Annotated in this window: 13 protein-coding genes and 1 pseudogene; 3 read left to right on the forward strand and 11 right to left on the reverse strand. The window is 68.2% G+C overall.

Annotation, left to right across the window (positions count from 1 at the left end; genetic code table 11):
- Positions 1-125: 125 nt before the first annotated feature.
- The 11 genes and pseudogenes from rbsK to HWX55_RS36440 all read right to left on the reverse strand — a co-directional run.
- Positions 126-1,055: a ribokinase gene (rbsK, locus tag HWX55_RS34640; RefSeq protein WP_175978936.1), complete on the reverse strand. Its 930-nt coding sequence runs from the start codon at positions 1,053-1,055 to the stop codon at positions 126-128.
- Positions 1,052-2,083 (reverse strand): LacI family DNA-binding transcriptional regulator, encoded by a 1,032-nt coding sequence (locus HWX55_RS34645; RefSeq protein ID WP_175978937.1) that lies wholly within the window; start codon positions 2,081-2,083, stop codon positions 1,052-1,054. The genes rbsK and HWX55_RS34645 overlap by 4 nt, the downstream gene beginning before the upstream one ends.
- Positions 2,084-2,118: 35 nt before the next feature.
- Complete coding sequence (locus HWX55_RS34650; protein ID WP_006476069.1) at positions 2,119-3,138, reverse strand: ABC transporter permease; 1,020 nt, start codon at positions 3,136-3,138, stop codon at positions 2,119-2,121.
- Entirely contained in the window at positions 3,135-4,748 is a 1,614-nt protein-coding gene (locus HWX55_RS34655; RefSeq protein ID WP_175978938.1) for a sugar ABC transporter ATP-binding protein, read from the reverse strand. Before HWX55_RS34655 ends, HWX55_RS34650 begins: the two co-directional genes overlap by 4 nt.
- Before the next feature lie 145 nt (positions 4,749-4,893).
- Positions 4,894-5,844, reverse strand: a complete 951-nt coding sequence (locus HWX55_RS34660; protein ID WP_050012585.1) for a sugar ABC transporter substrate-binding protein — start codon at positions 5,842-5,844, stop codon at positions 4,894-4,896.
- A 567-nt stretch (positions 5,845-6,411) separates the two neighbouring features.
- Positions 6,412-7,338 carry a CysB family HTH-type transcriptional regulator gene (locus HWX55_RS34665; protein WP_034186954.1) on the reverse strand — a complete coding sequence of 309 codons (927 nt, stop codon included), beginning with the start codon at positions 7,336-7,338 and terminating at the stop codon, positions 6,412-6,414.
- Positions 7,339-7,413: 75 nt separating this feature from the next.
- Complete coding sequence (locus HWX55_RS34670; RefSeq protein ID WP_175978939.1) at positions 7,414-8,472, reverse strand: sulfate ABC transporter ATP-binding protein; 1,059 nt, start codon at positions 8,470-8,472, stop codon at positions 7,414-7,416.
- A gap of 13 nt (positions 8,473-8,485) precedes the next feature.
- On the reverse strand, positions 8,486-9,430 hold the full coding sequence (gene cysW / locus HWX55_RS34675) for a sulfate ABC transporter permease subunit CysW (protein ID WP_175978940.1): 945 nt from the start codon (positions 9,428-9,430) through the stop codon (positions 8,486-8,488).
- A complete protein-coding gene (gene cysT / locus HWX55_RS34680) occupies positions 9,427-10,326 on the reverse strand; it encodes a sulfate ABC transporter permease subunit CysT (RefSeq protein ID WP_050012582.1) in 900 nt (299 codons plus the stop codon). The genes cysW and cysT overlap by 4 nt, the downstream gene beginning before the upstream one ends.
- A gap of 135 nt (positions 10,327-10,461) precedes the next feature.
- Positions 10,462-11,499 (reverse strand): sulfate ABC transporter substrate-binding protein, encoded by a 1,038-nt coding sequence (locus HWX55_RS34685; protein ID WP_175978941.1) that lies wholly within the window; start codon positions 11,497-11,499, stop codon positions 10,462-10,464.
- 177 nt (positions 11,500-11,676) lie between these two features.
- A pseudogene (locus tag HWX55_RS36440) lies at positions 11,677-11,748 on the reverse strand (sodium:proton symporter); the annotation flags it as partial.
- Positions 11,749-11,763: 15 nt separating this feature from the next.
- Here HWX55_RS36440 and lexA point away from each other — a divergent pair.
- The 3 genes from lexA to HWX55_RS34700 are packed head-to-tail and all read left to right on the forward strand — an operon-like array spanning position 11,764 to position 13,521.
- Complete coding sequence (gene lexA, locus HWX55_RS34690) at positions 11,764-12,411, forward strand: transcriptional repressor LexA (RefSeq protein WP_050012580.1); 648 nt, start codon at positions 11,764-11,766, stop codon at positions 12,409-12,411.
- A 25-nt stretch (positions 12,412-12,436) separates the two neighbouring features.
- Positions 12,437-12,772 carry a hypothetical protein gene (locus HWX55_RS34695; protein ID WP_069621440.1) on the forward strand — a complete coding sequence of 112 codons (336 nt, stop codon included), beginning with the start codon at positions 12,437-12,439 and terminating at the stop codon, positions 12,770-12,772.
- A gap of 29 nt (positions 12,773-12,801) precedes the next feature.
- Positions 12,802-13,521, forward strand: a complete 720-nt coding sequence (locus HWX55_RS34700; protein WP_175978942.1) for a DUF2939 domain-containing protein — start codon at positions 12,802-12,804, stop codon at positions 13,519-13,521.
- Positions 13,522-13,732 lie beyond the last annotated feature (211 nt).

Consider the following 13,732-nt stretch of genomic DNA (forward strand, 5'->3'; position numbering starts at 1 on the left):
CGCAATTCGGGTCGGAGCGAAAACGGGGCGAACGCGCGTCGGCGCGCCAATGCAGCGCACCCGGCCGTCTCGTGCGACGGACCGGGCGCGTGGGGAACCGAAAACGCGAGACCCGAGATCCGGCCCTAGTCGGCCAGTTCGGCCCGCGTCGGGATCGAGGGCTGGGCGCCCGCTCGCGTCACCGACAGCGCCGCCGCGCGTTGCGCGAAGCGGATGGCGGTATCGACGTCCGCGCCGGCCGCGAGCCGTGCGGAAAAGCCGCCGATGAAGGTGTCGCCGGCCGCCGTCGTGTCGATGGCCTGCACGACCGGCGCCGGATAGTGCCGCGCGGCGCCGTCGGCCGTCAGCGCGAGCACGCCGCGCGCGCCGAGCGTGATCAGCACGTTGCGCGCGCCGCCGGCCTGGAGCGCCCGCGCGGCGACTTCGGCGTCGGCCGGGTCGCGCACCGGCAGCCCGGTCAGCGCGGCCGCCTCGACCTCGTTCGGGATCAGGTAATCGACGAGCGGCAGCCAGCCGTCCGGCAGCGGCGCGACGGCCGGGGCCGGATTGAGCACCACGGTGCGGCCGAGCCGGCGCCCCGCCGACAGCGCCGCGAACACCGCGTCCGGCGGCGTCTCGAGCTGGCAGATCAGCACGTCGGCCGTCGCCAGCGCGGCCTCGTGCCGCGCAATCGTGTCGGTCGTGACTTCGCCGTTGCCGCCCGCGACGATCACGATCGCGTTCTGGCTCGCATCGTCGACGACGATCAACGCGACGCCGGTCGGCGCCGACGCGCTCGTCGCGAGCCCCGTGCAGTCGACTCCCTCGGTCTCGAGGCCCGCGCGCAGCGCCGCGCCGTGCGCATCCGCGCCGACGCAGCCGATCATCGCGACCTGCGCGCCGAGCCGGGCGGCGGCGACGGCCTGGTTGCCGCCCTTGCCGCCCGCCGCCTGCGCGAACGCGTGTCCGGCGAGCGTTTCGCCGGGCAGCGGCAGCCGCGGCGCGCGCACGACGAGATCCATGTTGAGGCTGCCGACCACCGTCACGCGGCCGGCGCCCGTTGCGCCCGCCGTCATGCGCGAGCGCCCGGCGCGGCCGGCTCGCGATAGACGGCCGTCGATTCGCGCAGCACGAGCCGCGGCGACACGACGCGGCGACGGCTCGGCACGGCGGTCGAGCCGCCGCCGATCCGTTCGATCAGCGTCTGCGCGGCCATTTCGCCGAGCGCGCGCACCGACTGGCCGACCGTCGACAGCGCCGGATACGTGTAGCGGGAAAATTCGATGTCGTCGAAGCCGATGATCGAGCAGTCTTCGGGCACGCGCAGCCCGCGCTCGGCCGCCGCGCGCAGCGCGCCGACGCCCATCAGGTCGTTGCCCGCGAAGATCGCGCTCGGCCGCACCGATTCGAACAGCCGCGACGCCGCGTGATAGCCGCCAAGGCACGAGAAATCGCTTTCGGCGATCGCGCCCGGCACGATGTCGACGCCGCGCTCGGCCATCGCGCGGATGAAGCCGTGCACACGCATCGCGCTGACCGCGGTGTCGGTCGGCCCGGTGATGCAGCCGATCTTCGCGTGTCCGAGTTCGAGCAGGTGGCGCGTCGCCAGGTACGCGCCGCGCTCGTGGTCGATCTGCACGAGATCGGCCGCGAGCCCCTCGATGTTGCGGTCGACGACGACGAGCGGCGCATGGATATCCGCGAGCGTCTGCGCGAGCACCGCGTCCTCGCCGGCCGATGCGACGATCAGCCCGTCGATGCGCTTTTCCTGCAGCACGCGCAGGTAGTTGCGCTGTTTCACGGGGTCGTCGTCCGAATTGCAGAAGAACACGCAATAGCCGTTGGCCGCGCACTGATCCTCGATGCCGCGCGCCAGCTCGGCGAAGTACGGATTCGTGCTGTTCGGCACGACGAGGCCGATGGTCGCCGTCGCCCGCGCCTTCAGCGAGCGCGCCACGGCCGATGGCACGTAATTCAGCTCGCGGATCGCGCCCTCGACCTTCGCACGCACGTCGGCGGACACCGGCCGCGAATTGTTCACCACGTGCGAGACGGTCGTAAACGACACGCCCGCCATGGCCGCCACATCCTTGATCGTCGCCATTTCCCGTTTCTCTCTGGTCTGTTCTGTCTGTCTTTTTACCGCACGCGCGTACGCCGGCTGCGATACGTATCGAGCACGACCGCCACCACGATCACCGCACCCGTAATGATCCGTTTCGTCGGCTCGTTCGCACCGATCTGCGCGAGCCCCGCGGCCAGCACGGAGATGATCAACACACCGAAGAACGTGCTGATCACCGAGCCGCGCCCGCCCATCAGGCTCGTGCCGCCGATCACGACGGCGGCGATGACCTGCAGTTCGAGGCCCGCGCCCGCGTTCGGATCGGCCGCCTCGAGCCGCGAAATCTGGAACAGCGACGCGAGCCCCGCGAGCGCGCCCATCAGTGCGAATACGAGGATTTTATACGGCCGCGGGTTAACCCCTGCAAGTCGCACCGCTTCCTCGTTCGTGCCGATGCCCACCAGATAGCGCCCGAACACCGTGCGCGTCAGCACGAACTGGGCCGCGATCATCACCGCGACCGCGATCAGGAACGCCGGCGAGATGCCCAGCGCGATCGGGTTCGACAGGAAGTCGAACGCGTCGCCGATATACGCGGTGCGCGAATTCGTCAGCTGGTACGCGAGGCCGCGCGCGGCCTCCAGCACGCCGAGCGACACGATGAACGACGGAATCCGCCAGCCGACCGTCACCGCGCCGGTCAGCGCGCCCGTCGCAGTCGCGACCGCGATCCCGATCAGCGCGGCCGGCAGCGGCCCCCACTGCCATTTCAGCGCGGCGACGCTGACCATCGACGCGGCGAGCGCGAGCACCGAGCCGACCGACAGGTCGATCCCGGCGATGATCAGCACGAAGGTCATCCCGACCGACATCACGACGAGATCGGGAATCTGGTTCGCGATCGTGCTGAACGTGTCGTAGGTCAGGAAATGCGAGCTCAGCACCGAGAACAGCGCGATCATCGCGGCCAGCGCGCCGGCGAGCCCGAGATAGTTCGACAGGCCGAGCCGCGTGCCTGACAGCGTGCGCGCGCGGCGGCCCGTCACGTCCTGCTGCGCGCCTGCGTCGGTCGGGGATACGGGAGGCTGGGTCATTGCTGTCGTCCTGTCGTCGAAGTGTCCGGAGCGGCGCCGCGCGCGTGCTCCGGGTCCGGATGCTGCATGGCGGCCGCCGGCGTCTCGCGGCCGAAGCCGGCGAACGCCGCGGCCAGCAGCGCGTCCTGGGTCCAGTTGCCGCGCTCGAACACGGCGGTCATGCGCCCAGCCGACATCACGCCGATCCGGTCGCAGATCAGCATCAGCTCGCGCAGGTCGCTCGATACGACCACCAGCGCGCGGCCTTCGCGCGCGAGCGCGCCCATCAAAGTGTAGATCTCGAATTTGGCGCCGACGTCGATCCCGCGGGTCGGCTCGTCGAACAGCAGCACGCCCATGTCGCGCGCGAGCCAGCGGCCGATCACGACCTTCTGCTGGTTGCCGCCCGACAGCTCGCCGACCGGCTGCGCCGCGCCGTGCGTACGGATCCGCAGCGCATCGATCTGCCGCTCGGCGAGCGCCGTTTCGCGGGCCGAATCGACGATGCCGCCGCGCGCGAGCCGGTCGAGCTGGCCGAGCGACACGTTCGCGGTGATCGACTGCGACAGCAGCAGCCCTTCGCCCTTGCGATCCTCGGTGATCAGCGCGATGCCGAGCTTCACCGCATCGACGGGCGACGCGATCCGCGCCGGCTTCAGCGGCTGGCCGACGGCGATCGTCCCGGCATCCGGCGTATCGGCGCCGTAGATCAGCCGCAGCAGCTCGGTGCGCCCCGCGCCGATCAGCCCCGAGATGCCGAAGATCTCGCCCGCGCGCACCTCGAGCGACACGTCGCGCACCGCCGTCCCGCGCGTGAGGCCCGATACGGCGAGCCGCGGCGCGCCGAAGCGGCGCTCGCCGAGATCGATGTGTTCGCCGACCTCGCGCCCGACCATCAGCGTGACGAGCCGGTCGGACGTCGTCGCCGCCATGTCGCCCGCATGTACGAGGCGGCCGTCGCGCAGCACCGCGACGCGCTCGGCGACGCGCGCGAGCTCTTCGAGCCGGTGCGAGATGTAGACGATCGCGACGCCGCGCGCCTTCAGCCGGTCGATCTGCTCGAACAGCAGCTCGACTTCGCGCGCGGTCAGCATCGCGGTCGGTTCGTCGAGAATCAGCACGCGGCAGTCGCCGATCAGGTTGCGCGCGATCTCGACCATCTGCTGGTGGCCGATACCGAGCGCGCCGACCGGCGTATCGGGGTCGACCGCGTCGAGCCCGACCTGCGCCATCGCCGCGCGCGCGTCGTCGCGCAGCCGCGCGCGATCGATGATGCCGAAACGCCGCGGCAGGCGGTTCAGGAACAGGTTTTCGGCGACGCTCAGCGTGGGCAGCAGGTTCAGCTCCTGCATCACCATGCGCACGCCGAGCGCCTCGGCCTGCGTGCGGCTCGCCGGCGCATAGGCCTCGCCGCCGAGTTGCATCGTGCCGGTGGTCGGGTCGACGAGCCCGCCGATGATTTTCGACAGCGTGCTCTTGCCGGCGCCGTTCTCGCCGGTCAGCGCGAGCGCCTGGCCCGCGTCGAGCGTCAGCGTGACGTCGGCGAGCACGGGTTCGGCATAGGTCTTGCCGATGCCGGAGACGGACAGCACGGGGTGGGCTGAACGGGAGGGTTGGAAGGTCGGTTCCATCGCGATCCTGGTTGCGGCCGCGCGCACGGGGCGCGCGGGTATGACGCTCACAAGTGCATGTGCATGCAGTGGCCGTGATCGCGCTCACACCGGATAACGGCCGCCGCGCCGGATTCTTGAGCGCGGCGGCCGGACCGGTGCGGCGTTACTTCGTCACGAGATCCACCGGCGTCTCGACCACGCCGGACAGGTCGGCCTGCTTGCGATGCTCGGCGATCGCCTTGAGCGCCGTGTCGATGCCGAACACGGCCTGCTTCGCCGCGTACTGGTCGGCGGTCGCGAGCACGCGGCCGTCCTTCAGCATCGGCTTGATCGCGTTGATGTTGTCGTAGCCGACCACGAGCACCTTGCCCTGCTTGCCGGCCGCGCGCACGGCCGACACGGCGCCGATCGCCATGTTGTCGTTGCCGCACAGCAGCGCCTTCAGGTTCGGGTATTCGTTGAGCATCGCGGCGGCCACCGCATTGCCCTTGTCGATCTCCCATTCGCCCGACTGCACCGACACGACCTTCATCCCGCCCGCCTTCATCGCGTCCTGGAAGCCGGCCGTGCGCTGCTGCGCGTTGGTCGTCGTCGACACGCCTTCGACGATGCCGACCTGGTCGCCCGCCTTCAGCCGCTTCGCGAGGTAATCGCCGATCTTGCGCGCGCCCTTGCGGTTGTCCGGGCCGACGAACGGCACGTTCAGGTTCTTCGACTTCAGCACGTCGGGATCGAGCCGGTTGTCGATGTTCACGACGACGATGCCGGCGTCGACAGCCTTCTTCACGACCGGCACGAGCGCCTTCGAATCGGCCGGCGCGAGCACGATCGCATCGACCTTCGACACGATCATCTGCTCGACGATGCGGATCTGGTTCGCGGTGTCGGTCTCGTCCTTGATGCCGTTGGTGATCAGGTCGAACTGGTTCGCGTTGTGCTTCTGATATTCCTTCGCGCCCGTTTCCATGGTCAGGAAGAACTCGTTGGCGAGCGACTTCATCACGAGCGCGACCTTCGGCTTGGCCGCGGACTGCGCGTGGACAGCCGGTGCAGCGGCCACCGCGACGGCGGCGAGCGCGGCGGTCAGGAAGCGACGGCGAAAGCGGACATTCATACACATCTCCTGGCGACTGGCCCGAAGGCCGATTGTTGTTCGGTTGTTGTTTTAATGAGAGCAAACGTTTGCGCCACACTACCCGGGCAATGGCCATCGATGCTGCTGTCGGTACCACGGAATGGAAGCGAGGCAGACGGCCGACTGCCTGGCGCGTGCTGGCGTTGACGCGCCGCCGCCGGCGGGACGCCGGCGGAGTGAAGGCTATGCTGTACCGATTCGCTTCGGCGCGCAACCTGTCTAATCAATATTTAAGGGTTTATTCGGAGCGCGCGAGCGCGCTTCGCGACGCGCAAATACGACACTCGCGATGCCGACGGCGGTTCGCCGAAGCGCGGCGCATGCAGGTTCTGCGTTGCCGGTTGTTCTTGTTTTTCTGTCCGTACGGGAACGCAGGTCGATCGTCGGCTGACGCGACGCACCGGACCGGCAGCGTCGGCCGATGCTTGAAGCGTGACGGCGGCCATCCCCCCCGCCGCCGCCCGGTGCGGCGTACGGCAAGGTGCGCGTCATGCGTGTCGCGCGCCGTCCGCGGCATCTGCCCGGACAGCGCGCGACACGCGCGAATCAAACGGCTTCGCGCAACAGCCCCGCGATTTCCGCTTCGTTCAGGTGCGGCGCGAACATTTCGATCAGCCGGTACGCATACGCACGCAGGAATGCGCCCTTGCGCAGCCCGACCCGCGTCGTGCTCGCCTCGAACAGGTGCTGCGTGTCGAGCGCGACGAGCCCCGTGTCGCGCTGCGGATCGTAGGCCATCGCCGCGACCACGCCGATCCCCATTCCGAGCTCGACGTAGGTCTTGATCACGTCCGCGTCGATCGCGGTCAGCACGACGTCGGGCACGGCGCCCGCCTGCGTGAACGCCTGGTCGATGTGCGAGCGGCCCGTGAAGTCCTGGTCGTACGTGATGATCGGGTATTCGGCGATTTCCTCGAGTGTCAGGTTCTCGCGACCGACGAGCGGGTGGCCCTTCGGCACGACGACCGTGTGGTGCCACGAATAGCACGGGAACGTGACGATGTCCGGATAGCGGTCGAGCGCCTCGGTCGAGATGCCGAGATCGGCCTCGCCGTTCAGGATCATCTGCGCGATCTGCTGCGGGCTGCCCTGACGCAGCGCGAGATGCACCTTCGGGAACACCTCGGTGAACTGCCGGATCACCTTCGGCAGCGCGTAGCGCGCCTGCGTGTGCGTCGTCGCGACGACGAGGTGGCCGCTGTCCTGATCGGCGAACTGGCGTGCGACGCGGCGCAGGTTCTCGGCGTCGAGCAGCATCCGCTCGATCAGCTGGTGCACCGCCTTGCCGGGCTCCGTGAGCCCCGTCAGCCGCTTGCCGCGCCGAATGAAGATGTCGACGCCCAGCTCATCTTCCAGATCCTTGATCTGTTTCGACACGCCCGACTGCGACGTGTACAGCACGTTCGCGACTTCCGTCAGGTTCATGTTCTGGCGCACCGCTTCGCGCACGAACCGCAATTGCTGAAAATTCATGGGTATGCCTCTTAGGCTGTCGTTGTTTGATGGTCGAATCGGCGCGAATCCCGCCCTCTGCCCTGCGTTGTCTCGTCAACGCGCGGGAAATACCCGCACGGCGCGCGGCACGGCGGTCGCGCCGTCGCCGACCTGCAGCGAAAGCGCGCGCCATGCGTCGCGGTCGAGTTCCGCCTCGAGCGCGCCGCCCGCGCGCGCCTCGAGCTCCACGCGCACCGAACCGCCGAGCGGAATCACGCGCCGCACGTCCACCGCGATGCCGTCGCCGTGCCCTTCGCCCGCCGGCCACAGCTGCAGATCGTGCGGCCGCACGTACGCGTTCGCGGGGCCCGCGAAATCGGCGTCGACCTCGATCGGCGCCGCCGCGCCCTCGGCGACGAAGCCGCGCCCGGCCACCGTGCCCGGCAGCCGGTTCGCCGCGCCGAGAAACTCGTACACGAACGCGCTTTGCGGATGGTCGTAGACGTCCTGCGGGCTGCCGACCTGCTCGACGTGGCCGCGATTGAGCACGACGATGCGATCGGCCACTTCGAGCGCCTCTTCCTGGTCGTGCGTGACGAAGATCGTCGAGATGTGCAGGTCGTCGTGCAGGCGACGCAGCCAGCCGCGCAGCTCCTTGCGGACCTTCGCGTCGAGCGCGCCGAACGGTTCGTCGAGCAGCAGCACCTTCGGCTCGACCGCGAGCGCGCGGGCGAGCGCGATGCGCTGGCGCTGGCCGCCCGATAGCTCGGACGGATAGCGCTGCGCGAGCCAGTCGAGCTGCACGAGCTTGAGCAGCTCGTGCACCTTCTCGCGAATCGCGGCTTCGGACGGCCGCTCGCGGCGCGGCTTCACGCGCAGCCCGAACGCGACGTTCTCGAACACCGTCATGTGGCGGAACAGCGCGTAATGCTGGAACACGAAGCCGACCTGCCGCTCGCGCGCGCCGACCGACGCGACGTCGAGCCCCTGCAGCACGACCTGGCCGGCGTCCGCGTGCTCGAGGCCCGCGATCACGCGCAGCAGCGTGGTCTTGCCGCAGCCGGACGGCCCGAGCAGCGCGACCAGTTCGCCGGGCGGGAAGTCGAGCGAGACGTTGTCGAGCGCCGTGAAATCGCCGAAGCGCTTCTGAAGGTTACGGACGGTGATACCCATTCTGGTTGCCTCTTTACGATTTCGACGAAACGGCGCCGACGGGGCCGGCATGTGCGGGAACGGCGTCGTGCGCGTCGGCCAGTTCGGCCGCGAGATGACGCTCGGCGATCAGCTTCAGCGCGAGCGTGACGAGCGCGAGCAGCGCCAGCACCGACGCCACCGCGAACGCCGCCGCGAAGTTGTATTCGTTGTACAGGATCTCCACGTGCAGCGGCATCGTGTCGGTCACGCCGCGAATGTGGCCGGACACGACCGACACCGCGCCGAACTCGCCCATCGCGCGCGCATTGCACAGGATCACGCCGTACAGCAGGCCCCACCTCACGTTCGGCAGCGTCACGCGGCGGAAGATCTGCCAGCCCGACGCGCCGAGCACGCGCGCGGCTTCTTCCTCGTCGGTGCCTTGCGCCTGCATCAGCGGAATCAGCTCGCGCGCGACGAACGGGAACGTGACGAAGATCGTCGCGAGCACGATGCCCGGCACCGCGAAGATGATCTGCACGTCGTGATCCTGCAGCCACGGCCCGAACCAGCCCTGCGCGCCGAACAGCAGCACGTACACGAGGCCCGAGATCACCGGCGACACCGAGAACGGCAGGTCGATCAGCGTCGTCAGCAGCGCCTTGCCGCGGAATTCGAACTTCGCGATCGCCCACGATGCGCACACGCCGAACACGAGGTTCAGCGGCACCGCGATCACAGCAACGGTCAGCGTCAGCTTGATCGCCGACCACGCATCGGGATCGGCCAGCGATTCGAGATAGAAGCCGACGCCCTTGCGCAACGCCTCGACGAACACCGCGGCGAGCGGCACGACGAGGAAGAACGCGAGGAACGCCAGCGCGATGCCGGTGAGCAGCCAGCGCACGACGCGCGACTCGCTGACCGGGTCGAGCCGCTTCGCGGCGCGCGCGGCCGGCGACGGGGTTTTCAGCACGACGGTGGCCTCCTGGCTCATTGCTGGCCTCCTGCGGCGGCAGCAGCGGCGGTGACGGTGGCGGGCGCCGGGCCGCTCGCCCCCTTGCTCGTACGACGCTGCAGATACCACTGCAGCGTGTTGATCAGCAGCAGCATCAGGAACGACACGACCAACATTACGACCGCCAGCGCGGTCGCGCCCGCGTAGTCGTACTGCTCGAGCTTCGTGATGATCAGCAGCGACGTGATCTCGGATTTCATCGGCACGTTGCCGGCGATGAAGATCACCGACCCGTATTCGCCGAGCGCGCGCGCGAACGACAGCGCGAAACCGGTGAGCAGCGCCGGCAGCACGGCCGGCAGCACGACGCGGCGGAACGTCAGCCAGCGCGACGCGCCGAGGCACGCGGCGGCTTCTTCCTGCTCGCGCTCGAAATCCTCGAGCACCGGCTGCACGGTGCGCACGACGAACGGCAGCCCGATGAAGGTCAGCGCGACCAGCACGCCGGCCGGCGTGAACGCGATCTTGATGCCGAGCGGCGCCAGATACTGGCCGACCCAGCCGTTGGTCGCGTAGACGGCCGCGAGCGAGATGCCGGCCACCGACGTCGGCAGCGCGAACGGCAGATCGACGACCGCGTCGACGAGGCGCTTGAACGGGAACGTGTAGCGCACCAGCACCCATGCGACGAGGAAGCCGAACACGGCGTTGATCAGCGCGCCGCCGAGCGCGGCCGAGAACGTCAGCCGGTACGACGCGAGCACGCGCGGCGACGTGACGGCGGTGACGAACTGGTCCCACGACAGCGTCGCGGTCTTCAGGAACGTGGCGGCGAGCGGAATCAGCACCACGAGGCTCAAATAGGCCACCGTGATGCCGAGTGTCACGCCGAAACCGGGCAGCGCGCTCGGCTTGCGAAAGGTGTACGTCGTCATCGGATGCTCTTGCTGGGTCGATGCTGCTCACGGGTCCGACGCAAACGCCGGCGCAGTGAATCGCGCCGGCGAGCCGTCGGGGACGCGGCGCGCTGTCGTGGCGCGCCGCTTGTCGTTATGGTGTGACTACGTGCGTTACTGCGGCTTGTAGATCGAATCGAACACGCCGCTGTCCGCGAAATGCGTCTTCTGCGCATTGGTCCAGCCGCCGAACGTGTCGTCGACCGTGTACAGCTTCAGCTTCGGGAACTGCTTGGTCAGCTCCGCCGGCACGTTCTTCGAACGCGGCCGGTAGTAGTTGCGCGCCGCGATTTCCTGGCCCTGCGGGCTGTACAGGAAATTCAGGTACGCCTCGGCCAGCTTGCGCGTGCCCTTCTTGTCGACCACCTTGTCGACCACCGCGACAGGCGGCTCGGCCAGGATGCTCACCGACGGCACGACGATCTCGAACTTGTCGGTGCCGAATTCCTTGACCGACAGGAATGCCTCGTTTTCCCATGCGATCAGCACGTCGCCGATCCCGCGCTGCACGAAGCTCGTCGTCGCGCCCCGCGCGCCCGAATCGAGCACGCCCGCGTTCTTGTAGAGCTTCGAGACGAAGTCCTTCGCCGTCTGCTCGTTGCCGCCCGGCTTGTGCTGGGCGTACGCCCATGCGGCCAGGTAGTTCCAGCGTGCGCCGCCCGAGGTCTTCGGGTTCGGCGTGACGATCGAGATGCCCGGCTTGGTCAGGTCGTCCCAGTCCTTGATCCCCTTCGGATTGCCCTTGCGCACGAGGAACACGATCGTCGACGTGTACGGCGACGCGTTGTCGGGCAGGCGCTTCTGCCAATCCTTGTTCACCAGCCCCTTGTTCGCGAGCGCGTCGATGTCGTACGCGAGCGCCAGCGTGACGACGTCGGCCTGCAGCCCGTCGAGCACCGAGCGCGCCTGCGCGCCCGAACCGCCGTGCGACTGCTTGAAGTTGACGGTTTCGCCCGTCTTCGCCTTCCACTCCTTGCCGAACGCCTGGTTGAAATCCTGATACAGCTCGCGCGTCGGGTCGTACGACACGTTCAGGAAGGTCGTCTCGGCCTGCGCGTGCGTCGCGACGCCCAGCGCCGCCGCCGCGCCCAGCGCGAGTGTTGCGATCAGGCGACCCACTCCGCCCACCAGCCCCGTATTGCGCTTCGCCATCCTTGGTTCTCCAGTGTTGTCGGTATTGCGATGTCGGGCCAGTCTATCGAACGGGTTACATGATTAAAAATAATCGTTCCTTATTTTTTAATACTCAAAAGTGCTAACGCAGACGGGATGGATGGTTGCGGCGGACAAACCGGCGTCAGGACGTCGCGAAATCACGCCGGAACCGACGCGATCGCGTCGAACCTCAAGTAACACTTGAAATTCCCCAAGTACTGTATAAAAATACAGCTCACTGTCTATCCATACAGTTCAGCCATGACCAAACTCACCGCCCGTCAGCAGCAAGTGTTCGACTTGATCCGTCGCGCGATCGAGCGCTCCGGATTCCCGCCCACCCGTGCCGAGATCGCGGCAGAGCTGGGCTTCAGCTCGCCGAATGCCGCCGAGGAGCACCTGCGCGCGCTGGCGCGCAAGGGCGTGATCGAGCTGGCGGCCGGCGCGTCGCGCGGCATCCGGCTGCTCGGCCTCGACGACGCCCCGCATCAGTTCACGCTGCCGCACGCCGGCCTGATGCAACTGTCGCTGCCGCTCGTCGGCCGCGTCGCGGCCGGTAGCCCGATCCTCGCGCAGGAGCACATCTCGCAGCACTACGCGTGCGATCCCGCGCTGTTCACCAGCAAGCCCGACTATCTGCTGAAGGTGCGCGGCCTGTCGATGCGCGACGCCGGCATTCTCGACGGCGACCTCCTCGCCGTGCAGAAGCGCACGGAAGCGAAGGACGGCCAGATCATCGTCGCGCGTCTGGGCGACGACGTCACGGTCAAGCGCCTGATGCGCCGGCCCGGCGGCCTCGAGCTGATCGCGGAGAACCCGGATTACGAAAACATCTTCGTCAAGGCCGGCAGCGCGGATTTCGCGCTGGAAGGCATCGCCGTCGGGCTGATCCGCTCGGGCGAACTCTGACATTCCGTCTCGCTAGGAGAACATCATGGAACGCCTTTCCCGCCTGCTGCCTTTCCGTCAATTCGGTCGCTTGCGTCATCTGCGCGGCCGCACGCCCTGCGCACCGCTGTCCGCGGCGGCGCCTGTGCAAGAAGAAATCGCAGTCGAACGGCAGGCGTCCCTGCTGCCGTCAGCGCTCCCCGCGTTCGCGCGGGTGTCGCTGAACGCCGGTCTGAACCATGCGGAACCCGCGCGCCGCGCGCCGGTGCGCGTCTATCACGGCCGCTCGCGCCTGATCATGGTGGGCACGATCGATGCCGTGTGCCGGATGATCGATCGCTGCATCGCGGAGGAACGATCGGCCACGCCGGGCGGTCTCTGATTGCGGAACCTTCCCGCACCGGAGGCAACGTGACTGAATCGTCGCGCCGCGCTTGGCGAACCAAGCCGCTGCTGATCGTCGTGCTGGTCGTCGCCCTCATTGCGGCGCTCGGCTATGCGTACGCGTCGCCGTATGTCGCGCTCGGTCGCCTGAAATCGGCGATCGATGCGCGCGATGCGCAGGCGATCAGCGAGTATGTCGATTTTCCGTCGCTGCGCATCAGCCTGAAGCAGCAGGTCACGGAAGAATTGATGCGCCGGATCGACGCAGTGAAGAAGAACAATCCGTTCGCGGTGATTGGCGCGCTGATCGGGTCGGCGCTGATCGGCCCGCTGGTCGATGCGTACGCGACCCCGGAAGGCGTCGCCGCGTTGATGAGCGGATTGCCGCCGCGCGGCAATCCCGGCGAGCGCCCGCCTGAGTGGTCGAATCAGCCGCCAGCAGGCAATGCGTCCGGCAACCCGCCTGCCGCACCGCCCGTCAATCCGGCGCCGGCAAGTGCTGCGGTACCGGGCGGCAACGCGGCCGCTTCGGCCGCATCGTCGCCGGCACCCGCGCCCGCCGCACCGGCCAGCCCGAGTGAAACAACGCAAGCGCCGCGCCAGCAGCAAACCAGCGCGGGCTACCGGAATATCGATGAATTCGTCGTCACATATCAGCGCAGCGCCGACGGCACGCGCTATGCGGCGATCTTCCACCGCTTCGGGCTGTTCTCGTGGAAATTGTCCGGAATCGACCTGCACGCATAACAGGCCGCGCTCGGTGCGCGCGCTGCCAATGCAGCGCGACGCCTGACCGGCCCGCATCGCCGGTCGGGCTGTCAGGCGGGTCATCCAGCCTTTAGCAGGCTGTTGAAAAGCGCCTCGTTCCGACGATCGGGGCACTGTTTAAAAGGGTTTCGTATGCGATTGGCCGCTGAGTTGCTGACGAATCGTGCCGGATGCCCCGCTTGCGAGCGGG

The sequence above is a fragment of the Burkholderia sp. BCC1047 genome (assembly GCF_902833155.1).
In the GTDB taxonomy this organism is placed as follows: Bacteria; Pseudomonadota; Gammaproteobacteria; order Burkholderiales; family Burkholderiaceae; genus Burkholderia; species Burkholderia sola.

Bases quoted from the DNA above. Each gene is read 5' to 3' on its own strand.
- cysW (WP_175978940.1), bottom strand. From the start codon at position 9,430: ATGAGCCAGGAGGCCACCGTCGTGCTGAAAACCCCGTCGCCGGCCGCG.
- HWX55_RS34660 (WP_050012585.1), bottom strand. From the start codon at position 5,844: ATGAATGTCCGCTTTCGCCGTCGCTTCCTGACCGCCGCGCTCGCCGCC.
- HWX55_RS34655 (WP_175978938.1), bottom strand. From the start codon at position 4,748: ATGGAACCGACCTTCCAACCCTCCCGTTCAGCCCACCCCGTGCTGTCC.
- lexA (WP_050012580.1), top strand. From the start codon at position 11,764: ATGACCAAACTCACCGCCCGTCAGCAGCAAGTGTTCGACTTGATCCGT.
- HWX55_RS34645 (WP_175978937.1), bottom strand. From the start codon at position 2,083: ATGGCGACGATCAAGGATGTGGCGGCCATGGCGGGCGTGTCGTTTACG.
- HWX55_RS34695 (WP_069621440.1), top strand. From the start codon at position 12,437: ATGGAACGCCTTTCCCGCCTGCTGCCTTTCCGTCAATTCGGTCGCTTG.
- HWX55_RS34650 (WP_006476069.1), bottom strand. From the start codon at position 3,138: ATGACCCAGCCTCCCGTATCCCCGACCGACGCAGGCGCGCAGCAGGAC.
- HWX55_RS34670 (WP_175978939.1), bottom strand. From the start codon at position 8,472: ATGGGTATCACCGTCCGTAACCTTCAGAAGCGCTTCGGCGATTTCACG.
- HWX55_RS34685 (WP_175978941.1), bottom strand. From the start codon at position 11,499: ATGGCGAAGCGCAATACGGGGCTGGTGGGCGGAGTGGGTCGCCTGATC.
- cysT (WP_050012582.1), bottom strand. From the start codon at position 10,326: ATGACGACGTACACCTTTCGCAAGCCGAGCGCGCTGCCCGGTTTCGGC.
- HWX55_RS34665 (WP_034186954.1), bottom strand. From the start codon at position 7,338: ATGAATTTTCAGCAATTGCGGTTCGTGCGCGAAGCGGTGCGCCAGAAC.
- rbsK (WP_175978936.1), bottom strand. From the start codon at position 1,055: ATGACGGCGGGCGCAACGGGCGCCGGCCGCGTGACGGTGGTCGGCAGC.